At 41.8% G+C, this 20,043-nt stretch carries 26 protein-coding genes and 1 pseudogene; all 27 read left to right on the top strand.

The annotated features are described in order from the left end of the window. The first annotated feature begins 5 nt into the window (after positions 1-5). A complete protein-coding gene (locus HCJ50_RS11400) occupies positions 6-287 on the top strand; it encodes a PDDEXK family nuclease (protein ID WP_070783189.1) in 282 nt (93 codons plus the stop codon). Further along, positions 284-1,675, top strand: a complete 1,392-nt coding sequence (locus tag HCJ50_RS11405) for a DEAD/DEAH box helicase (protein ID WP_185395679.1) — start codon at positions 284-286, stop codon at positions 1,673-1,675. Before HCJ50_RS11400 ends, HCJ50_RS11405 begins: the two co-directional genes overlap by 4 nt. A gap of 13 nt (positions 1,676-1,688) precedes the next feature. Then, on the top strand, positions 1,689-2,024 hold the full coding sequence (locus HCJ50_RS11410; protein ID WP_185395702.1) for a nucleoside triphosphate pyrophosphohydrolase family protein: 336 nt from the start codon (positions 1,689-1,691) through the stop codon (positions 2,022-2,024). Next, positions 2,024-2,206: a hypothetical protein gene (locus HCJ50_RS11415; RefSeq protein WP_185395678.1), complete on the top strand. Its 183-nt coding sequence runs from the start codon at positions 2,024-2,026 to the stop codon at positions 2,204-2,206. The genes HCJ50_RS11410 and HCJ50_RS11415 overlap by 1 nt, the downstream gene beginning before the upstream one ends. Next, the gene (locus tag HCJ50_RS11420) at positions 2,203-2,745 is read left to right on the top strand and encodes a hypothetical protein (RefSeq protein ID WP_185395677.1); all 543 of its coding nucleotides are present in this window, start codon (positions 2,203-2,205) and stop codon (positions 2,743-2,745) included. The genes HCJ50_RS11415 and HCJ50_RS11420 overlap by 4 nt, the downstream gene beginning before the upstream one ends. Positions 2,746-3,021: 276 nt before the next feature. Further along, positions 3,022-3,288 carry an HNH endonuclease gene (locus HCJ50_RS11425; RefSeq protein ID WP_221637525.1) on the top strand — a complete coding sequence of 89 codons (267 nt, stop codon included), beginning with the start codon at positions 3,022-3,024 and terminating at the stop codon, positions 3,286-3,288. 123 nt (positions 3,289-3,411) lie between these two features. Then, the gene (locus tag HCJ50_RS11430) at positions 3,412-3,765 is read left to right on the top strand and encodes a P27 family phage terminase small subunit (RefSeq protein ID WP_085621325.1); all 354 of its coding nucleotides are present in this window, start codon (positions 3,412-3,414) and stop codon (positions 3,763-3,765) included. Then, positions 3,752-5,398 carry a terminase TerL endonuclease subunit gene (locus HCJ50_RS11435; RefSeq protein WP_185395676.1) on the top strand — a complete coding sequence of 549 codons (1,647 nt, stop codon included), beginning with the start codon at positions 3,752-3,754 and terminating at the stop codon, positions 5,396-5,398. The genes HCJ50_RS11430 and HCJ50_RS11435 overlap by 14 nt, the downstream gene beginning before the upstream one ends. An 11-nt stretch (positions 5,399-5,409) precedes the next feature. Continuing rightward, positions 5,410-6,618: a phage portal protein gene (locus HCJ50_RS11440; protein ID WP_185395675.1), complete on the top strand. Its 1,209-nt coding sequence runs from the start codon at positions 5,410-5,412 to the stop codon at positions 6,616-6,618. After that, a complete protein-coding gene (locus HCJ50_RS11445) occupies positions 6,615-7,427 on the top strand; it encodes a head maturation protease, ClpP-related (RefSeq protein ID WP_185395674.1) in 813 nt (270 codons plus the stop codon). Before HCJ50_RS11440 ends, HCJ50_RS11445 begins: the two co-directional genes overlap by 4 nt. A gap of 32 nt (positions 7,428-7,459) precedes the next feature. After that, positions 7,460-8,602 (top strand): phage major capsid protein, encoded by a 1,143-nt coding sequence (locus HCJ50_RS11450; RefSeq protein WP_185395673.1) that lies wholly within the window; start codon positions 7,460-7,462, stop codon positions 8,600-8,602. Positions 8,603-8,627: 25 nt separating this feature from the next. After that, positions 8,628-8,747, top strand: a pseudogene (locus tag HCJ50_RS11455) (HeH/LEM domain-containing protein); the annotation flags it as partial. After that, positions 8,740-9,036: a hypothetical protein gene (locus HCJ50_RS11460; protein WP_185395671.1), complete on the top strand. Its 297-nt coding sequence runs from the start codon at positions 8,740-8,742 to the stop codon at positions 9,034-9,036. The pseudogene HCJ50_RS11455 and the gene HCJ50_RS11460, both read left to right, overlap by 8 nt. After that, positions 9,014-9,352, top strand: a complete 339-nt coding sequence (locus tag HCJ50_RS11465; RefSeq protein ID WP_077957311.1) for a hypothetical protein — start codon at positions 9,014-9,016, stop codon at positions 9,350-9,352. The genes HCJ50_RS11460 and HCJ50_RS11465 overlap by 23 nt, the downstream gene beginning before the upstream one ends. A gap of 391 nt (positions 9,353-9,743) precedes the next feature. After that, positions 9,744-10,169: a hypothetical protein gene (locus HCJ50_RS11470; protein ID WP_070783199.1), complete on the top strand. Its 426-nt coding sequence runs from the start codon at positions 9,744-9,746 to the stop codon at positions 10,167-10,169. A gap of 14 nt (positions 10,170-10,183) precedes the next feature. Continuing rightward, on the top strand, positions 10,184-10,771 hold the full coding sequence (locus HCJ50_RS11475; protein WP_070783200.1) for a phage tail protein: 588 nt from the start codon (positions 10,184-10,186) through the stop codon (positions 10,769-10,771). 10 nt (positions 10,772-10,781) lie between these two features. Further along, positions 10,782-11,036 carry a plasmid partitioning protein gene (locus HCJ50_RS11480; RefSeq protein ID WP_077916389.1) on the top strand — a complete coding sequence of 85 codons (255 nt, stop codon included), beginning with the start codon at positions 10,782-10,784 and terminating at the stop codon, positions 11,034-11,036. Between the two features lie 55 nt (positions 11,037-11,091). Next, the gene (locus tag HCJ50_RS11485) at positions 11,092-11,463 is read left to right on the top strand and encodes a hypothetical protein (protein WP_038406433.1); all 372 of its coding nucleotides are present in this window, start codon (positions 11,092-11,094) and stop codon (positions 11,461-11,463) included. A 179-nt stretch (positions 11,464-11,642) separates the two neighbouring features. After that, entirely contained in the window at positions 11,643-16,037 is a 4,395-nt protein-coding gene (locus HCJ50_RS11490) for a phage tail tape measure protein (protein WP_185395670.1), read from the top strand. Continuing rightward, positions 16,034-16,945 carry a phage distal tail protein domain-containing protein gene (locus HCJ50_RS11495; RefSeq protein WP_038406436.1) on the top strand — a complete coding sequence of 304 codons (912 nt, stop codon included), beginning with the start codon at positions 16,034-16,036 and terminating at the stop codon, positions 16,943-16,945. Before HCJ50_RS11490 ends, HCJ50_RS11495 begins: the two co-directional genes overlap by 4 nt. Further along, the gene (locus HCJ50_RS11500; RefSeq protein WP_038406437.1) at positions 16,945-17,973 is read left to right on the top strand and encodes a Gp37-like protein; all 1,029 of its coding nucleotides are present in this window, start codon (positions 16,945-16,947) and stop codon (positions 17,971-17,973) included. Before HCJ50_RS11495 ends, HCJ50_RS11500 begins: the two co-directional genes overlap by 1 nt. A gap of 1 nt (position 17,974) precedes the next feature. Further along, the gene (locus tag HCJ50_RS11505; RefSeq protein ID WP_038406438.1) at positions 17,975-18,745 is read left to right on the top strand and encodes a hypothetical protein; all 771 of its coding nucleotides are present in this window, start codon (positions 17,975-17,977) and stop codon (positions 18,743-18,745) included. Next, positions 18,745-19,080 carry a hypothetical protein gene (locus HCJ50_RS11510; RefSeq protein ID WP_052010514.1) on the top strand — a complete coding sequence of 112 codons (336 nt, stop codon included), beginning with the start codon at positions 18,745-18,747 and terminating at the stop codon, positions 19,078-19,080. Before HCJ50_RS11505 ends, HCJ50_RS11510 begins: the two co-directional genes overlap by 1 nt. Continuing rightward, positions 19,080-19,217 carry an XkdX family protein gene (locus HCJ50_RS11515; RefSeq protein WP_077916390.1) on the top strand — a complete coding sequence of 46 codons (138 nt, stop codon included), beginning with the start codon at positions 19,080-19,082 and terminating at the stop codon, positions 19,215-19,217. Before HCJ50_RS11510 ends, HCJ50_RS11515 begins: the two co-directional genes overlap by 1 nt. A 37-nt stretch (positions 19,218-19,254) precedes the next feature. Next, positions 19,255-19,476, top strand: coding sequence for a hypothetical protein (locus HCJ50_RS11520; protein ID WP_038406440.1), 222 nt, complete (start codon positions 19,255-19,257; stop codon positions 19,474-19,476). Position 19,477: 1 nt separating this feature from the next. After that, positions 19,478-19,888 carry a hypothetical protein gene (locus HCJ50_RS11525; protein WP_038406441.1) on the top strand — a complete coding sequence of 137 codons (411 nt, stop codon included), beginning with the start codon at positions 19,478-19,480 and terminating at the stop codon, positions 19,886-19,888. Between the two features lie 6 nt (positions 19,889-19,894). After that, positions 19,895-20,043: phage holin (locus HCJ50_RS11530; RefSeq protein ID WP_187127556.1), on the top strand; the 149-nt coding region annotated here is incomplete at its 3' end.

The raw sequence follows: 20,043 nt of genomic DNA on the forward strand, positions 1-20,043 counted from the left end.
GTAAAATGCTAGAATCCAAAATCGAGACATATCTGAGGGAGCAGGTGCAGAAACGTGGTGGACTTTGTTGGAAATTTACAAGTCCGGGAACGCGAGGAGTACCAGACCGGATAGTGATGCTTAACAAGAAAGTCGCTTTTGTGGAATTGAAGGCACCGGGAAAAGAGCTCAAAAAACTACAAAGAAAGAGAAAGAAACAAATTGAAGCAGAGGGGCATTGGCACTGCAAGGTAGATACAAAAGAGCAAGTTAATCGTTTAATGGACCTTTTTGAGATGAGTCTATGAGTGGGCCCATACAGTTCAAAGCGCATGACTATCAAGATTTTGCAATAGAGAAAATAATGCTTTCTCCTAAATGCGGCTTATTTCTAGACATGGGCATGGGAAAAACCGTAACAACTTTAACGGCTATCGCGGAACTGATGTATAACAAATTAGAAGTTAGCAAAGTGCTTGTTATAGCCCCGCTTCGAGTAGCAGAAGATACATGGAGCCGAGAAACAGAGAAGTGGAACCACACTAGCTTTTTACAAGTTTCGAAGATTTTAGGACCCCTAAAGCAAAGAGAAAACGCCTTAAACCAGAAAGCGGATATCTACGTCATCAACCGTGAGAATTTAGTTTGGTTAGTTGATTACATTGGTAAAAGTTGGGACTTCGATATGGTAGTTGTAGATGAATTCTCTAGTTTTAAAAACAGTAAGTCACAGCGATTTAAGGCATTTCGGAAAGTATTGCCGAAAATTGGGAGACTGGTTGGGCTGACCGGAACACCAGCGCCAAACACACTGCTAGACCTGTGGCCTCAGATGTATTTGTTAGACAGAGGCGAACGTTTAGGCAAAACGAAACGAGCATACCTAGAAAGATATTTCACAGCGGGTGCAAGAAACGGGCATGTGATATTTGACTGGAAATTACGCGATGGGGCAGAGGAACTTATCCATCATAAAATTAGTGATATATGCGTGAGTATGAAAGCCGAGGACTGGCTTGATATGCCTAAACGAATAGATAATACTGTTGCCGTTACCCTGCCAAGCAAGGCAAGGGCGCAGTACAAAGAACTAGAAAAGGAACTACTTCTAGGATTTGAGAACTCAGATGTAGTAGCAGACTCGGCCGCAGTGCTTTCTAATAAACTGCTACAGATAGCGAATGGGGCAATATACGACGAAAATCAAGACTATCAAGAGATACACAATAAGAAACTGGAAGCCTTAGCGGACATCATCGAGGAAAGCAATGGCCAGCCTGTTCTTGTTTTCTACAGCTATAAACATGACGAGAAACGGTTACTAAAACACTTAAAGAAGTATAGACCGGAAAAGTTAACAGACTCAAAAAGTATCAAGAAATGGAATGCAGGTAAGACAAGCGTGCTACTTGCGCATCCAGCCAGTGCAGGGCATGGACTGAATCTCCAAGATGGAGGGCATATAGTAGTTTGGTTTGGTCTAACTTGGAGCTTAGAACTCTATCAGCAGGCTAATGCGAGGTTATTTCGGCAGGGACAGAGAGAGTCTGTGATAATACATCACATAGTAGCTAAGAACACACTAGACGAGAAGGTTATCACAGCATTAAGCAGCAAGAAAGTAGGACAAGATGCATTGCTTGAGGCGGTTAAAGCAAGACTTGAGGAAGTGAAGAACGATGAAAGGCGGAGATAATGTGGGTTATGGAATGACTTTGAATGAATACCAGCAAAAGGCAATGCGAACAAATACAGCACAAGGTAAAGATGATGTGATGAGCTTACTGAACTATGCACTTGGAACGGCAGGCGAGGCTGGTGAGGTAGCAGATATAATCAAAAAGCACGCTTTCCACGGACACAAACTAAGTATAGATGATTTAATGTCTGAGTTGGGCGATGTACTGTGGTATGTGTCTCAGCTAGCAATGATGCTTGGGGTAAACCTATCCGATGTAGCGAAGGATAATATAGCTAAACTTGAAGCACGATACCCAGATGGGTTTAGCAAGACCGATAGTATTAACAGAAAGGAGAATGGCTAATGACAAGAAAAGTAATGTGGCGTATTGTGATGCATGCATGCTGGCTTATGTTTGTTTTGTTAATGATATTAGCACCATTCCTTGCGTACGTCAGCGGGTTGCTAAATACTGGTGGAGCATTACTGGGATACATTGCGATAGGATTCATTGTGCATGTTTTTGAGGGAGGGAGTGCTGGATGAGTAAACACGCAATTGGTTTAAGTAAGAAACAGCTAGAGATAGTGACAGCAATGGCAACAAAGACAGCAACAGAAGAGTACAGTAAATTACAAAAGCAACAGAAGAAGAAAGATTACAGCTGGCGATTACGTAATGTTAAGTTGCTGTTAAAGAACTATCGCAACTTAAAGTTATATTGTGATGATGTAGTGAAGGACCTAACTATTCTAGAGCCGTTTCTTAATTTAATGGGTGGTAGAGCATTAGATATTAAATCCTTAACAGATACGGAGATTAAGACAGAGCTGATGATGAAGTATGTTGATAGTGTACTGCAAACATACGAGAAGGCTTGCACTGCTGGGACTGTTGAAGATAGTCGTCGTTATCGAATAGTTAAAGATATGTATTTGAATCCGAAGAAGCTAACAGCTGAGAAAGTAAGTGAGAAATATCATATCGACCGTCGGACCGTGTATAAAGAAATAAATAAAGCTTCTGAAACACTAGGCGTGTTAATGTTTGGAGTGGATGGGATTGAGGATATATTCCAACGTTAGGAACTTGGGCACTTTTTGGGCACCAATTGGGCACACTATTCATGTTAACATGTTAGAGTAAGATAATTAGTTAACTTCTCATAACATAGCAGGAGGTTGCTATGTTGCCGGGCAGAGGCTTTGTATCTGATTGTTGGTCTTGATTGGGGACGCATTCCAATCCTAATCTCATAACAAACATGTAAGTCCGGTGCATTATGCGCTGGGCTTTTATTTATGAGAGGGTGACAGGATTTGACAACAGCCGAGATAGTACGAATGATATTGCTAGATGATATGACTCGCTTTTATAACTCGAAGGAGTGGAAGAAGGTACGAGCAGATGCAAAGCGTAGAGACAACAACGAGTGTCAACTATGCAAGCAAGAAGGGAAACACAACAGATGTGAAGCTGTTCACCACATCAGAGAAGTGCGAGAATATCCTGAGCTAGCATTAGTACTAAGTAATCTAGTATGTGTCTGTAAAGTTCATCACAACAGAGAACACCCAGAAAAGTTACAGAAACAGAAAAAGAAATTTGAAAATGAAGAGCGCTGGTAAATCTAGAAGAAATATACACCCCCCGGTCAAACCAAATGACCAAGTTTTTGGGAAACCGAACAACGGGGAAGGGGCATGGGTGTCCAACTTTTTAAAATTTCCATGTGAGAGGATGTGAGAAAAATGGCAGAAAATACAAATTGGGAAATGTTAGTAAAATCACAGAAATACAAGCAAAGACGCGGCAAAATAAGAAACGCACTTTTAAAGCATCTTGAGTTACAGAATGCTAAACGGGAGCCATTCCTTGATATAGTAGAGCAGTACATGTCACTATGGGACACAGCTTGTCAGCTAGAGCTCGATATATCAGAACGGGGTGTTGTTGTTGAAGGAATGCACGGAGTGAAGAAAAACGACTCTGTCCCAGAACAGCAAAAAGTCAATAAGCAAATGCTTAGTATTCTCGCATATCTCGACATGAGCCCGGAGGTAACAGAGGGCGCAATAGGTGGGGACATAGATGATACCGTATAAATATCATCCGGCAATATCAGAGTGGATGCACATGGTAGATAGCGAGGAGGTTCCTAGCTCCCAGGAGATGAAAGACCTCATGCCTTTTCTTCGCGAGAAGTTAGATGCACCTAGTGCTTTTGTTGATAATAAACGGATTGACAACGCTCTTGCAAATGTGGAGCGTTTTTTTGGTCTTAAACAACATCCATTTCAGAAGTTCCTCTTAGCGTTTATTACCTACGTTTTTGTAAGAAATGAGCAGGGTGAGCTAGAACTTATGTTTAATGAATTCTTCATTTACGCGGGCCGTGGATTTGGTAAAAACACTATTCTATCAGAGTCTTCTTTCGAATTAACAACGGGGAATCACAACGTTAAAAACTACAATGTCGATATTGTGGCAACATCAGAGGAACAAGCGATGACTTCATTCAAAGATATTCACGATATGTTGGAGAATAATAAGGAGTTCATGAAAAGCAGATACTCTTGGAGTAAAACTGAAATACGGAATAAGAAAAATGGTTCGACTATTAAGGCAAGGACATCAAACCCAAAAACGAAAGATGGCGGAAGACCGGGGGCGGTCGGATTTGATGAGGCTCACGCCTACGATTCCTATAAAGCTTTTAATGTCCACACCACTGGTCTTGGTAAGGTTCCGTTTGCTCGTCGCTTCTATTTGACCACAGACGGGTATATCCGAGGCAGCGTTCTGGATGATATAAAAGAACGTGCAAGAATGGTGCTCCGAGGAGAGTTACCTAACTCAAAATTATTCCCATTTATGTGTAAGCTTGATGACCCGGAGGAAGTCCACGACCCGAAAAACTGGGAAAAGGCAAACCCGATGTTGCGATATAAAAGCGACCTCCGAGCTCAAGTAGAACAGGAGTATGAGACTGCAAAAGTGACACCTTCTCTAATGGTCGAGTTTATGACAAAGCGGATGAATTGCCCTACTGAGAATCTAGCGACAGCGGTTGCAACTTGGGATAACATATTAGCAACTAACCAAGACTTTCCGGATTTAGCAGGCAGGAATTGCATCGGGGCTGTTGATTATGCAAGGGTTCGTGATTTCTGTGCAGTAGGATTACTTTTTAAAGTTGCAGATAAGCGTTATTGGATACACCACACTTTCATACCCGCCTCAGCCCTAGTCGTTCAAAAATTTAATTTTGATATTGAAGCGGCAGTGAAATTAGGGCTTTGCACAATCGTGCAGGGTGAAACAATAGAACCATACGTGGTTGCAGATTGGTTTGAGGTTCAAGCGCGGAAATACAGAATACAACGAATCTGTATGGATGACTATAAATATCAATACATGAAGCCTGAAATCTCGGGGCGAGGATTCGAACCGTGGATTGTGAGGAACGGTAAAACAACGCATACAAAAGTGTTGCCCCTCGTCGACATGCTTTTCGCTAAACATAAGCTTGCGTACGGCGACGACATGATGATGCGTTGGTACACGAATAATACCTATTTGGATATTGATACAAAAGGTAATGTGAGCTTTGAAAAAATAGACCCCGAGAAACGTAAAAACGACGGGTTTATGGCTCTTATCCACGCGTTAACCCAGGATGGCGAATTAAAAGAAGTAAGGCGAATTAAGCGCAAACCAAGAAGCTACAGCTATTAGGAGGTGATAAATTGGGATTATTAGATGCTTTTCTAAGCCTTGGAACAGGTAGTAAAACTAACACATATGAATCACGAACGGAACGGATGAACTACTTAATTGAGGAAGTAACAGCAAACATTTACTTCAAACAGCTTGCGGTCCAGACGAGTGTTAACTTGATTTCAAAAACGCTAGCACGGTGTGAATTTAAAACATTCAAAGATGGTAAAGCACATAAAGGAGAAACATACTACAGGCTGAACATACAGCCAAATCAGAATCAATCAAAAACCGCTTTTTTGAATGACTTAGTGTCACAGCTTGTATACAGTGACGAAGGGGCGCTTGTCGTGCAAACAGACGACATGCAACTTTTAGTGGCGGACACCTACCAGCGAAACAAATATGCCGTCATTCCTAACAGCTATCAATTTGTAACGGCAAATAATTACACTTTTAACCGCACTTTTCATGAGCAGGATGTGCTGTTCCTCGAGCTAAATAATAAACAGATACGTACAACGATTGATGGCTTGTATGATAGCTACGGGAAGTTGATAGCGGGCTCTATTAAAAACTATAATCGGAAAAATGCAAGAAAACTTGTGCTCAACATCAGCTCTCTCTTTGACCAGGAATTTGATAAATATGAGAGTGAAGACGACGAGGAGACAGAAGCGGAAAAACGAATCGACGATTTGATGAATAACAGGTTTAGGAACTTTTTCGCGGAAGGAGACTCAGTTGTTACTTTAGAAGAAGGATTGTCACTAGATGATTTCAGTAATTCAGATACAAAAAATCAAGGGACAAGTCGAGACATTCGAGCGGCTGTAGATGATGTTATCGACTTAGTAGCGATGGCATTTCACATTCCGCGAGGATTGTTAAAAGGCGATGTAGCAGATATCGAGCAGATGACTAATAACTTTTTGACATTCTGTATCAATCCTATCATTGAACAGATTGAAAACGAGCTAAACAGAAAAATGTTTACAAAAGAGGAGTACCTAGCGGGAAACAGAGTTAAGATTTCGACTGACCGCATTAAGGCATTCGATTTGAAGGATATTGCTGGTAGCATGGAAACACTCGTACGCATTGGGGCGTTCAGCGTTAACGATGTACTTGAGTTTGTAGGGAAAGAGCGAATTGACGAAGATTGGGCTGACACGCATATTATTACAAAAAACTATGCTGAAATTAATGAGTACTTGAAAGGGGGTGATGAAGAATGACAAAAAGAAAATTCTCTTGTTTCAATTTTAGAAAAGATACAGAGGCAAATACCGCCGAGATTGATATCTATGGCGATATAGTGGCAGATGGGTTTCAGTGGTTCGAGTCAGATATTACATCATTTGAATTTAAGAAAGACTTGGATGCGCTAGGTGATGTCGAAAAGATTTTTGTGAATATCAACTCTAATGGTGGTTTTGTATATGAGGGACAAGCGATATATAATCAGCTGAAACGTCATAAAGCAGAAATTCATGTCCGCATCGATGGCATGGCGGCTTCTATCGCATCCGTAATCGCGATGGCAGGTGATGTTATTGAAATGCCTGCAAATGCGCAGATGATGATACACGAGCCCGCTGGCGGAGCGTTTGGCAATAAAGCAGACCTTGAGTCTGCAATTCGAGCGCTAGATGCGAGTAAGCAGTCTATCATCGCCGCCTATAAATCCCATACGAATGCAGATGATAGTGTTATCGAGGCTTGGATGGCGGAAGAAAAATGGATGACCGGTCAAGAGGCATATGAACTTGGTTTTGCTACTATAGTTACGGACCCAATTCAGCAGGTAGCACTTTCTAAGAGCCCAATTGTTAATACTTTTAAAAATGTGCCCAACCAGTTGGCAGATAATCACGATAAGCTACAGGCTGAAAGTCGTACACCGTCTTTAGATATTAACGCATTAACAGAAGCCGTTGCTGCTAAGCTACGAGCTGAAGGACAAGGAAATTCAGACACAGAAAAAACAAATATAGTAACGAAAGGTAATTCAGTTCTTAATGTGCTTAAAGCACTATCAGAGTGAGTGCCTTTTTATTAAGAGGAGGAAATGAAAGTATGAAAAATCCAGACAAATTAAAAGGAAAAGCAGAGCTTCAAGCTTTGCTTGACAACGCAATGACACTTGAAGACCCTAAAGAGCAAATGGCAGCAATGTCGGAGTGGTCAGATGGGTTTCAGGCGAATCTTGTAGCGGAAGCTGAAAAGGCAGCCCGTCAAGGCTTAACAGATGACCAGGTGATGGCGCAAAGAGGGTTTACCGTTCTCAATACAGAAGAACGAAACTTCTATAGCACTATCATAGAAAACAAAGGCCTAGATAATCTAGATGTGGTAATTCCTGTTACCGTATATGACCGTATCTTTGAGAACCTAGAAGAGCAACATCCGTTACTTGCCGCAATCGACTTTGTAAATACAACAGGTATTACAAGATGGTTATATCGCAAGGCGGACGCGGAAGGCGCTTTATGGTCCGACGTTACGGCTGCAATTACGAAAGAGCTTTCTAATGGCTTTGACAAAATTGAAATCGGGCAAACAAAACTTACAGCGTTTATTCCGCTGTACAATTCCACATTAGACTTAGGTCCAGTTTGGATTGATAAATTCATCGTGACACTATTGTCTGAGTCTCTAGCAATCGGACTTGAGAAAGCAATTGTGACAGGAACTGGTAACAATATGCCGATTGGTATGGACCGTAATTTAGATGGTGCGGTTGTGGGTGGAGAATACCCTCAAAAAGAAACTACAGTTCTTAGTGATTTACTACCCCAAACTTTAGGCGAGAAGATTATGGCACCTCTAACGCTTGATGGAAAACGAGCGGTTTCTGATATCATTTTTGTAATCAACCCGCTTACTTACTGGTCTAAATTTTTTGGGGCTATTACGACGATGACAGCACAAGGACAGTATGTACAAACGCTACCTATTGCTGCACGAGATATCCAATCACGTTATGTAGCAGCGGACAAGCTAATCGTAGGTGTTCCAACTGACTACTTTATGGGTATCGGAACTACAGGGAAAATTGAGTCCTCGAAGGAATACCGGTTCCTTGAAGACCAAACGGTTTTCGCAGCTCGTCAACTTGCAAATGGTCGTCCAAAGGACAACGTATCTTTCCTAGTATTTGACATCACTGACTTAAAGCCCCTTCTAACATTAGTTAACGAAATCACTACACCCAGCTGAGCCCGTACAATTAAAGGGTACGGGATACTCAGAAATGACAAATAGTGAACTCAAAGCAATTCTTGACGAGCTTGGTGTCTCTTATAACGCAAAAGCAACTAAGGCAGAATTAATTGCGTTGATCGAGGGTGCTAACGATGAGTGACTTTAGTTTAAAAGAGTACGTTAAGCGTGGGTGTGCTATCACGTGGGATGACCCAGCGCTGGATGAACAGATAATGGAAGCGATGGAGGACTTGCGCGATATTGCCGGGTCTTCCATTGATTTTAGTTCACCAGGAAGCGCAACACGCTTGCTTAAGAATCGCGTTCGATATGAACGGAATGGCGTAGGGGCATTATTTGAATCAGACTATCAGTCAGAGCTTCTGAGGCTTCAACTGAAAGAAGGACTAAAGGGCGGTGCCGTCGATGATGAAACAAGCACGAACTGATGTTTATAAAGACGGATTACTTGACTATGGAACTGTACAGACAAAGCGTGTTAAAGGTAAAGCCGTTGGTAAAACTTTTGTAAAAGCGGGGAGTCTTTATTTTGCTTTCATGGAAGCTCGTTCATCGGATTATGCGCTAGCAGAAGGAGAAAACGTTTCGATAGATTTAAAGGTTAAGACGCCCTTTGAGCCCGGATTTTCAAAACAAAAGCCGGGACAAGTCCTACTTGAAAATGAACAGTACGATGTAGTAAGCATTGACTGGAATGCAGAAAAAACGAAGCTATTTTGGTATTTGCAGAAGGGTGGGGCTTGACATGGGCTTTATGCCACCGGGGATTACAGATAACTTTATCTACGATACATTATCGAGTTCGGGAAAGGTCCCGGTCTTTAGAGGATGGCCAAGCACGGACGAAATACAGAACAGCAATTACCATTTCATTTCTTTTAATCGAGAAGGCATAGAGCAGGGAACTAGCCCATCGTCATATGTAGAGCGCGTCAATGTGTCTTACGTATCTCCTTCATCCTCTGAGGTTGCAGCAGACCTTGAGGATATCATTGACGCACTTGTACAGATGGGTCTTAATTTTAGGGACTCAACGGAGGACACGCTACTATACAAGGACACAAAAGAGGAGTACACGATAATGCAGATTATCGTAACAAGGCCTCGTATGTATTCTAAATAAGGAAGTGTAACTATGGTCCGGTTTGAACTTGATAAAAGTGATTTGGATGAGCTTTTGAAAAAAATTGCTAGCTCTCCTGGGGACGTGGAGAAGGCAATAAACCAGTCTCTCGAAAAAGAGGGCGCACCGCTTGCGATTGAGGGCATTATTAGACGAATGCCTGTCAGTCAAAGAAATGGAAAGAATGTAAGAGAAAAAAACCACGCTAAGTTTTCAAATCCTTTATTGAAAAGAATGGAGAATTTAGGTTTTGAGATAGTGGCGAAGGGCGGCGCGGCGAGTAGAAAAAATTCCTTTGGGTACCTCGCCTTTCCTGATGAGGGGAAGGGCTCGTCTAACCTGGTAGCCTATCATTTTTTCAGTGAGGGTCTGAAAGATAGAACACCACGAATACTAAACGCGCTTAATGAAGCACTTGACAAAGCAATAGAATTTTAAGGAGGAACAAAAATATGGAAACAAAAAAAGAATATTTTGCTTATGATTTTACTAATGTTCACTGGCACAAAAAGAACGCAGATGGGCAACAATTACCGGGAGAGCTGTTTGGTGAATTCTCCAAATTTGAGGGAGAGGCCTCCATTAAAACGGTTACTCGTAAAGCGGAGGGTATTCCAGTCGAAGAAATTAGTAAACCAGAAATGCTGGAAGGGACTTTAACGGGGCATATTCACTTATCGGTAGCTCGTGACTTATACGGTCTAACGACAAACGGATTGCAAGAAGGTGTTTGGGCGTATGGTTCCGCCTCTAAAACAGCAAACTTTGCTTTAACAGCAGAGGAACGAGACATGTATGGACAATCGCATTTACTAGGTTTCCCTAATATGTCTGTAACAGGGGGAATTAAGTGGAGTCTTGAGAATGCGTCGGAAGAAGTGGCAGAGGTTGAAATCCCTGTTAAAGCTATGCGAGATGTAAATTCTAATCTTCGCTATGATGCATTAGCGAGTGAGATTACAGACCCGGTGGTAATCGAAAAATGGCATACCGACTTTAGCCCAGAAATGGTTAAAGCCGACTACGTGTTTCCCAGCTGAGCCCCAGAATTTGAGGGTCTCTGAATTCACGGACAAATCAATTACGTGGGCTTGGGACCCCGTCAATGGGGCCTCCTTTTACAGAGTTTATTTAGGGGGAGCACTAACTCCCGAAGAAACAACAGACAACACATTCACCAGTACTAATCTACTTGCTGATACAGTATACAGTGCAAGTGTTTCAGCTGTTTCAAGGTATAATTTAGAAAGTAAAGCATCTGATACTGTTAGTCAGAAAACTGATATTATCTCAGCAGAGCAGTAAATACGGAGGGCCCTTCCTAGGGCTCTCCTTTATTTTGAAATGGAGGCAGTAAAAAATGGCTCAAATTGAACTTAAAAAATATGGAATCGTGAATATAGATACACAACTTACCGCCGCAACTTTTATGGATTTACAGGACGAGGGCGCTATCGATAGTGATTTTCTAGATAAGATTATGAATGCAACAGGTGAGTCCGATATTCCGCTGAGGTTAAAGCTAAATACTTTATATGCCGCTTACAGGGAGGCAAACAAGGATGAGTTTCTAAGTTACGAAGATTTCATCCGTTCTTATCAGATTGACTACATTCAACTAACTTATGTAATTGGTGCAGTGATTACCAAGCAAGATGTAGCCACATTCAGCGAGTTTGCGAACTCTTTAACGAAGAAAATACCAAAAACAGGAGCAGGCGCGGGGAAGTAGCTTTCCCAAAGGTCAAAATAAGAACTGTAGAGGATTTGTATAGTTATTATGTGGATTATTTTGGGATAAGCGAAGAGATATTTTGGAACCGTCCGCTTTTTACTTTAAATAGATTTGTAAGAAATAAAATTGCGGTAGATGCGTGGAAACTGCATGTGCAAAAGGAGGCGGCAAAATAGATGGCAAAAGATGCAGAAAAGAAAATAAAATTTAAAGTAGATAGTCAACAGTATAATGCCGCCATGAAGCAGATGAACGCAGACACGGCAAAATTAAATAAAGAGTTTAGGCTAGAGCAGGAACAGTTAAAAGAGACTGGTTCAGCATCGGATAAGCTAGAAAGCCAAATGGGTAAGCTGGCAAAAGAGCAAGAGCTCGCAGGTAAGAAAATCGAAGCAACAGGGGAGCATCTCGACGAAGCGAAAAAAACATTTGGAGAAAACTCCAAAGAGGCTCAGAACTTAGAAAAGAAACTACTCGATTTACAAATTGCAGAACAACGACTTGCGAATCAATCTATAGATGCAGCTCGAAAGATGGAACAGCTTTCAAAATCAGAAAACGAAGCGAACAGTTCATCCGCAAAACGAAAGCAAGCACTTTCACAACTTGGCACGGAGCAGGACAGGCTATCACGTTCAAATGAACGGCTGGACCAAGAACTGGAACTACAGATTGCGACAATGGGGAATGGAGCTAAGGAAACAGACAAATTAAAAGCTTCGCAGTCAATACTTGGCAAACAAATGGGGAACACTGCTAGCCAAGTGAAGAATTTAGAACAGCAATTAGAGTTAGCAAAAAAAGAGTACGGCAAGAACTCACAGGAAGTAGAAGAGTTAGAAAAGGATTTACTGTCTGCTAAGACTGCTTATGCTAACTTTGGTAATGAACTTGATAAGACTAATAAGGACCTAGGAGTTTTTGGCGTGAAAACCAAAGAAGCGGGTGAGAATGTTGCTAAAGCAGGCGGTGCTATGTCGGCAGGTATTACAGCGCCAGTGCTTGCAATAGGTGCGGCATCTATTTCAGCAGCGGGCGATGTAGCCGACTCGCAAAGTAAAATCACAGGAGCACTAGGAACCACTCAAGCGCAAACTGCAAAGTTATCAGCCACGGCTCGCTCTATCTATGTGGATGGGTACGGCGAATCTTTAGAAGAAGTAACGGATGCACTCACTAGAGTAAAACTAAAAATGAGTGATTTAGACGGCAAAGAACTGGAACAAGCAACTATAACAGCCATGAATCTAGCCTCTACCTTTGACGCAGATGTGAACGAAGTAGTACGAGGCGGAGACGGCTTGATGAAAAACTTCAAAATTTCATCAGAGGAAGCCTTTCAAAAACTAGCTTGGGGTGCGCAGAACGGACTTAACTTCTCAGATGAGCTTTTTGATAATATCTCAGAGTACGCGCCTCTATTCAGTCAAGCAGGGTTTTCCATAGATGAGATGTTTGCAATTCTTGATGCAGGAACACAAGAAGGGGCATATAATCTTGATTATGTAAATGACCTTGTCAAAGAGTTCGGAATCCGCATCCAAGATGGTTCTAAGTCAACTACAGAAGCCATGGGCCAGATGTCCGGTTCAACGAAAAAGATGTTTAAGGAGTACCAAAACGGTAAAGTGACAGCCGCTCAAATGTTCAAGGCTATCGGTAAAGACCTAAAGGGCATGGACGACCAACAAAAGGCTACGCAGATTGGGACCGCCCTATTTGGTACAAAGTTTGAGGATTTAGGGAACAAGGCGGTATACGCCATGACGGATGCGCAAACTGGCTTGATGGATACAAAAGGCGCTTTAGACAGGCTGAATGAATCCTCAGAAAGCAATCATCAGCTGGAAGTTGCAATGCGGTCTTTAAAAGATGCTATAGCTGAGATTGGTACAGCGCTTTCACCAGTCATGGCAGCAGTTGCTGATGCGGCACAAGAGTTTGCAGCGTGGTTTAAAGGGCTTGATGATGAGACGAAAAAACTAATCATTGGCCTTGCAGCAACCGCCGCAGCAATCGGACCCGTCACAGCAGGGGTAGGGCTCTTAATGATGACTCTTAACCCGGTTAGCGCAACTATAGCTGGGATTGGACTGGGCATTGTCGCACTAGGTGGAACGTTAGCGCTCGCAACCGCGGCACAGAAAAAACATGATGCAGAAGTAACAAAGTCGATTGATAATGCCGTGCTTTACGGTGAAGGTGTCTCAAAAGGGACACAGAAAGCCGGAGCCTCATTTGTCAAGTTGAAAGATACTGCTCATACGAACATGACTCTGATGAAAACTGCAACAGTCGAGAATGCGAAACAGATGTCTAATGAAGTAGTCGAAGCATATTCAGGTATGGCTAGCAAAGCTATAACCGCACTCGAAACGTACAGAAGCAGACTTACAACTGAGATAGATACTCTTACAAAAGGAACTGGTAAAGTAGGTAAGAAGACGGCGGACAAAGCAACTAAAGAAGTTAATGACTCCATCGACGAGAACATTAATAAAATTAAGAGTGCTATGGACACTGTGTCTGCTTTGAAAGATAAGTACAAGGGTAATCTCGCACAAATGACAGAAGCGGACAGAAGCAGGTATAACGAAGCGACGTTGGTGCTAGATGAGCAGCTAAAAGTATTCTCTAAATCTGTTGCCGAACAGGAGAAAATAGCAAAAGCAGCAAGTGCTAATCAAGATACTATTTCTATGACATCCTATGATAAGCAACTCGATGCTGCAAGAAAGGCAAGAGATGCCTCAACGAAGGAAGCAGAAAAGTACTACAAGAAAACGAATAAGGATTTAGAGAAGGCGCTTGCGGACGGGAACATCAGTCAGGAAAGCTATAATCAGCTGACAGCAAGTAATAGCAAGCTACTTGCAGAGAACAGCTACAAAGCACAAAAGGTGTTCGCGGGGACAAATAAGAGTCTAGCAGAGTCAGTAAAAAATACGGGGGATGTAATTCTCGAGTCCGGTACTAAGCTTAGCCAGCTACAAGTTCGACAAGCAGATGGGACCATAAAATACTGGTCCCAAGAGAAAAGAGCCCTTGTAGATAAAGCGGCTATGCAAGAAGAAATTAAAGCTAAAAATGAAGAATACATCAAGAGCTTAACAGACAACAACAAAGAAGCAAATGGTAGCTTGAAGGAATTCAAAGACAATTTGGTTAAATTCTATATGCAGGCTGGCATGAGTGCAGAGCAAGCTAAAAAGCAAGTAGAGATTGACACGCAAGGCTTAGTGGACTCTGTTGATTCATCGGGTAATAAGATTGCAACGCACGCTACTACCCTTAGCGAGAAATTCATCAAAGGGCTTAATGAGAAAAATGCGGATATTCCCGCTACCGCGAAAAAATGGGGATTAGATCTAGAATCTAACACCAAAATCGATTTAGGTAAAAACGGAAGCATGACCGCAAAAGATTTCTTTAAAGCTATTCAAGCTGGCGGCGAAGAGGCACTACCTATGTTGCAGTATTTCTTTTCCAGCAAACTGGAGGCTATCACAGCTAAAGACCTAAGTGAGGTTGGTAAAGCGGATATGGATACACTCCGCGGAGGTTTAGAAACAGGCGCTATTACACTAGACCAGCTAAAAGAGAAATTTGGCTCTTCCATGCTAAACATATATAACAAGGATTTGTCCAAAGTAGGGCAGGATAACATCACTACTTTACGCAATGGTCTAGATACAGGTGCAGTTACGCTGGATGAACTGGAAGGAAAATACAAAACACAACTTAATAAAATCTATGACAAGGATTTAGCAAAGATTGGTAAAGGTGATATTGCTACACTGAAGGCGGGGATGGACTTAGGTCTTCCTAGTGTTAATACCTATCTGTCTGGATTGAAATCAACTATCAAGAAAGATACAAAAGTGGATATAAAAGGCGTTGGTAAAACCAACATTGATGGACTTGTAAAGGGGTTTCAGAATGGGAAAATTAATGTTGACCAATTCCTCTCAGGTTTGCGCGCATTACAGAAGAAAGGTAGTAAGCAGGATTTATCTAAAGAAGGTAAAGCCAACTCGCAAACTTTCGTAAATGGAGCAAACAGTAAAAAAGGGAGCGCTAAAACAGCGGGTACGAATATAGCAAAAAGTGCAAAGTCCGGCGCTGGTTCAGTCTCTGCCGCCCAAGAGGGTAAGAATTTTGGGGATGGCTTTGCTTCTGGTATTAGCTCTGTAGCAAAAAAAGCGGCGAGCTCAGCGGCTAATATGGTAACTAATGCAATAGCAGCCGCAAAAAAAGCACAGAACTCTAATTCACCGGCTAAAAAGCTGATAGCAAAGGGTAAAGATTTTGCGGATGGCTACACCCTCGGTATTGACGAGAATGCAGACAGCGCAGCAATGGCAGCCGCTAATATGGCGGAGGGGGCTATTAGTGCAGCAAATGGAGTGCCTAGCATGTCTTATCTGCAAAACATGCAGGATTTAGCTACAAACTTCAATTCTACTCAGAACTATCTACAATTTCAATTTAATGGGCTCACTATTCGCGAAGAGGCCGATATCAATAAGCTAGTTGATGCCATAGATGAAAGGCTAGGTGATAAGTATTGACAACTACCACGTATAGAACTATATCTTACAAAAACAGCGCCGGTGAAATCGTTGACTTCTCCATGCCCTATCAGCAATTTTTGTATAACATCGAGGGCATGGGCTTTGCCTATGAGAACACGATTGAGGAAAGCAATTACTCAGACCACATTTATGTAGCAAATACTAAATTAACTACGCCCGATTTTTCTGGTGAGCTTAGCCTTCTGAGTGTATTTGGGGATAATCGAAACATCTACGAGAATCAACGAGAGGTTACTCGCGTGCTGAATTACGACCAGCTTATGCGACAGCAAGGCATAGAAGCGTATGGCACATTAATTTACAAGAACGCTTCTGGAATCGAGATGTTTTCAAGAGCGCTAATTAAGTCGTTCAGCTTCGGAGAAATTGAAGAGGACGGCGACGAGTTAAAAGTAAAAATATCATTTGACCGCATTTCAAAAACATGGGTATCTACGGTGCCTAAGAAAGTGCAAATTAATCTAGAAGGCTCCGACGAAGCACATAAGCATCCGTTTTCCCATCCTTGGACACATGGGCAGACTTACAAAGCGGGCTCTGGTACTATCGCGAACATTGGCGGGAACCACTTCGCTAAACTTGTCATAAAGATACACGGTGAGGTGTCAGCTTTCAATTTAATAATTAGGGACACAACTTCTAGCTTTATGAAACAAATTAAATACGAAGGTAATGTTAACAAAGGGGAGACGCTTGTCATAGATAATTTTGAGATGTTTGTTCGAAAAGATGGTATTAATTCGATAGCTTACTTCGACCTCTTTTCTGCTGACCCGCCATTTTTCGATTTATTACCGGGTGTGCCTTATGCAATCAGTGTAGACAGTCAGAACCTACGCGGCTCTATTGAAGTCGAACTGTATGAAACGTGGGTGAGTGCTTAATGCTTACTTGTTTAGTGTTTGATAAACTCTTGACTCAAAAGGATATTATACCAATTACAGCCGGCTCCTTTACCGTTCATGTATGGGAGTATCAACAGTTTGAGATTAAGACAAATGCTTCTAGCGTTCAGACTGACGATTTTATAACTATATTAGATGATAAGGAGCCTATTTTTTCAGGCGTGGTGAAACAGTCAGAAGAAGAGGCAAACGGAACGTTCACCTATTCAGGTTTTGACCTTCGCTATTTGCTCGACCGAGTTCAGATGAACTACCTACTTAACAGGAGTTTGGTAAGCTCTACAGCCTACGCGGGGGACTCCTTCGTAATTCTTAAAGATACGATACAGAGGGTATTTACATCCGCCATGGTCATAACGAATTTGGATGCAAGTAAAACTACTTTCTCGCTGTCACCGCGTATGCAAACAGCATTTGCCTTTCATCGCGCGAACTGTGTATCAAATGACATGACCTACCAGCTATACATCATATCTAACAAACGGCTATTTTTGGCTGGAAAGTACTTGAGAGATAAACGAAGAGAGGTAGTTCTACTAACGAACATCACGCATACACAGGGGCAAGTTATAAAGAATACCAAAGAAGCATATAATCAGATTTTAGGCCTTGGCGCGGGAGAGGACAATAATAGGGATTATCACTTTATAGATAAAAAAGCTAGTAGTGATTATGCAAGTTGTTTCGTCTATGATATCCGCGAAAATATTAGTCATGCGGAGTTAGTACAGCGGACTACTGCTAAACTTAAAGAGTTGCAATTTGAGTACACGGTTAAGTTCTCTACATTAAACAACCACATTGCGAAGTTAGGACTGGACTATAGCGTTGGGGACTATGTAAGTTTTCGAATGCAAAATGGCTCTCTCGTAGATGATTTAGTATCAGCTTATACTATCAATATTGATAAAGGAGTCTTATCCCCAAAATACGAGTTAGAGACGGGCATAAAAAAGGGCTCGCTTACAACAAAATTGAAGGATTTAAAAGAAGGAGGCTACAAATAAAATGGCAATTAAGACATTTAACTACACAGGCGATGCATATATCGAAGCCGCGGACACAAGGTCAGAGATAGGCGCACTTGTAGGAGGCGCTGGCAGCGGCTTTTTTGGTTCTATTGAGCAAATAGGAACAACGAATAGTTACACTGTGAAATCGGGCTCTGTGGTCTTTGTTGGTGGTCTATGCGTACGTGTGCTTTCGGATGAGGTGTTCGACCTTACAAGCGCGACTTATATAGTTGTTGAGACAAGCTATCAGACTATCACAGATGCATATACATGCAGTCTAAAAGCCGTTACGCTTCTCGAGGAAACCACTCGGGCGGGAGAAGTTAATAAACACGTACCAATTTTTAAAAAAGGTCAAGGCGTGTTAAATGGAGGACGAGGACTAGCGGATATGGTTAAGAAGGCAAATCGCGCCGACTGCTTCTGGGCAGGTGGTAGTTATCTAGACGAGGGGCATAAGTTCAGCTTTCCAAATCTAAAAGTGAATGATTACAAAATGCTGTACTTAATTTTCTCGCACTACACACCCGGAGTTGGCGCTGACGACTGGGGATGGTTTGTATATTCAATCCCAGTGCCCTACATTGAGAATCACCAGGGAGGCGGGCACTCAATACCCCTTATGGCAGAGGATACAACAAAGGTCTTATATAAGTACGCATACATCAGCCTGACACAGGTTGTGGGTAGTTCGAGTAATATACGCGTTATTGACGGCATAAACTTTAGAACTAAATGTCTAAGAGAAATTTGGGGGGTGGGATGATGATACAATACTATGTACTCTTAGATGCTGACGGGTATATCACAGCGTGGTCAATGAAAGAACAAGAGGGATTTATAAAGGTTAAAGCAAAAGAAGAGGATTTTAACAAATTAGACTTCGTACGAGTTGAAAAAGGTAAGGCGAAAGTGGATGAGTCGCGCAGAAAAAAAGTGGTTGAAGAATATGAGACGGGTGCCAAGTCAGAACTTGAAGAACTAATACAAGAGAATGCTAATCAGCTGTTATACACAGCAGAAGTTGAACAGGTATCTCAACAGTCACGACGAGATTATGCAGATTTACTATTAACTTTAGCGGAAGCAGGTGTTTTATAATGATAAACTGGTATGAAAAAGTGAAAGAGTACTTTATTGGCGGATACTACACAGATGAACAGGTTAATAAATTTGTTGCATTGAAAAAAATAACATTAGAGCAAGCTAAAGAAATAATCAGTTTAAAAGAAGCCTAATTAGCTTCTTTTTTATTTTGAGATTGGAAGTGATAGAATGCCAAAGGATATGTTAGAACCTATTCAGAGATGGGAATTTGAGGCACTAAAGAAAGATGTTGAGAAGCTATCTAAGGATAAGGCGGCACTAAAGAGAGAGCTGGATGGCTTTGTAAAAGAACGTGAAAAAGATAGAAAAATGAGCTTGAACGTGATATCGGGCGCGTTGGCATCTTTGCTTGTGGGCATACTTACTTTTTTAGTAACGAGGGGGTTTTAATATGCCATTTAAGAAGACAGTAGAGTTTAAAGGTATTGCGGTAATCGAGAGCGGTGTGACCGTGTTTGGAGCTTATGAAGTAGTTGCGCTTCTCTACAATCCGTCGCTATTCGATAATCAAACATCAGAATCATACGAACTATTAGCGCATTTCATACCTGAGAACATCTGGGCGTATATCTTTCTAGCAATGACGCTATTCGTTGGTGTAGGAACACTTCTACAAGCGCACTTTCAAATACGGTTAGGGTTAGTAATGCGAATGCTAGGGCTGTTTATGGCGGCAATGATAACAGGGTTTTTTGCAGTTGTCTTCCTGTTTGATTTTCCGAATGTGTTGCCGGGCGTCTTAGTAGGATTTGCAACAATTGTAGGCATGGGATTAATACAAAATTTTATAAAAAGGACGTGACTGAGTATGAAAAATATTAACTGGAAAGTACGATTTAAGAATAAAACATGGGTGATTGCGATGATAGCAGCAGTCTTTTTCATTGTGCAAGCGGTGTTGCTTGTGTTCGGGATTTCATGGGATTATAACGAATTGCTACAGCGACTTATCACCGT

Origin of the sequence: Listeria immobilis (genome assembly GCF_014322765.1) — a bacterium.
GTDB lineage: Bacteria > Bacillota > Bacilli > Lactobacillales > Listeriaceae > Listeria > Listeria immobilis.

Excerpts from the sequence above, each read along its gene's own strand:
- HCJ50_RS11400 (WP_070783189.1), top strand. The coding sequence starts at position 6 with ATGCTAGAATCCAAAATCGAGACATATCTGAGGGAGCAGGTGCAGAAA.
- HCJ50_RS11405 (WP_185395679.1), top strand. The coding sequence starts at position 284 with ATGAGTGGGCCCATACAGTTCAAAGCGCATGACTATCAAGATTTTGCA.
- HCJ50_RS11410 (WP_185395702.1), top strand. The coding sequence starts at position 1,689 with ATGACTTTGAATGAATACCAGCAAAAGGCAATGCGAACAAATACAGCA.
- HCJ50_RS11415 (WP_185395678.1), top strand. The coding sequence starts at position 2,024 with ATGACAAGAAAAGTAATGTGGCGTATTGTGATGCATGCATGCTGGCTT.
- HCJ50_RS11420 (WP_185395677.1), top strand. The coding sequence starts at position 2,203 with ATGAGTAAACACGCAATTGGTTTAAGTAAGAAACAGCTAGAGATAGTG.
- HCJ50_RS11425 (WP_221637525.1), top strand. The coding sequence starts at position 3,022 with ATGACTCGCTTTTATAACTCGAAGGAGTGGAAGAAGGTACGAGCAGAT.
- HCJ50_RS11430 (WP_085621325.1), top strand. The coding sequence starts at position 3,412 with ATGGCAGAAAATACAAATTGGGAAATGTTAGTAAAATCACAGAAATAC.
- HCJ50_RS11435 (WP_185395676.1), top strand. The coding sequence starts at position 3,752 with ATGATACCGTATAAATATCATCCGGCAATATCAGAGTGGATGCACATG.
- HCJ50_RS11445 (WP_185395674.1), top strand. The coding sequence starts at position 6,615 with ATGACAAAAAGAAAATTCTCTTGTTTCAATTTTAGAAAAGATACAGAG.
- HCJ50_RS11450 (WP_185395673.1), top strand. The coding sequence starts at position 7,460 with ATGAAAAATCCAGACAAATTAAAAGGAAAAGCAGAGCTTCAAGCTTTG.
- HCJ50_RS11460 (WP_185395671.1), top strand. The coding sequence starts at position 8,740 with ATGAGTGACTTTAGTTTAAAAGAGTACGTTAAGCGTGGGTGTGCTATC.
- HCJ50_RS11465 (WP_077957311.1), top strand. The coding sequence starts at position 9,014 with ATGATGAAACAAGCACGAACTGATGTTTATAAAGACGGATTACTTGAC.
- HCJ50_RS11470 (WP_070783199.1), top strand. The coding sequence starts at position 9,744 with ATGGTCCGGTTTGAACTTGATAAAAGTGATTTGGATGAGCTTTTGAAA.
- HCJ50_RS11475 (WP_070783200.1), top strand. The coding sequence starts at position 10,184 with ATGGAAACAAAAAAAGAATATTTTGCTTATGATTTTACTAATGTTCAC.
- HCJ50_RS11485 (WP_038406433.1), top strand. The coding sequence starts at position 11,092 with ATGGCTCAAATTGAACTTAAAAAATATGGAATCGTGAATATAGATACA.
- HCJ50_RS11490 (WP_185395670.1), top strand. The coding sequence starts at position 11,643 with ATGGCAAAAGATGCAGAAAAGAAAATAAAATTTAAAGTAGATAGTCAA.
- HCJ50_RS11500 (WP_038406437.1), top strand. The coding sequence starts at position 16,945 with ATGCTTACTTGTTTAGTGTTTGATAAACTCTTGACTCAAAAGGATATT.
- HCJ50_RS11505 (WP_038406438.1), top strand. The coding sequence starts at position 17,975 with ATGGCAATTAAGACATTTAACTACACAGGCGATGCATATATCGAAGCC.
- HCJ50_RS11510 (WP_052010514.1), top strand. The coding sequence starts at position 18,745 with ATGATACAATACTATGTACTCTTAGATGCTGACGGGTATATCACAGCG.
- HCJ50_RS11515 (WP_077916390.1), top strand. The coding sequence starts at position 19,080 with ATGATAAACTGGTATGAAAAAGTGAAAGAGTACTTTATTGGCGGATAC.
- HCJ50_RS11520 (WP_038406440.1), top strand. The coding sequence starts at position 19,255 with ATGCCAAAGGATATGTTAGAACCTATTCAGAGATGGGAATTTGAGGCA.
- HCJ50_RS11525 (WP_038406441.1), top strand. The coding sequence starts at position 19,478 with ATGCCATTTAAGAAGACAGTAGAGTTTAAAGGTATTGCGGTAATCGAG.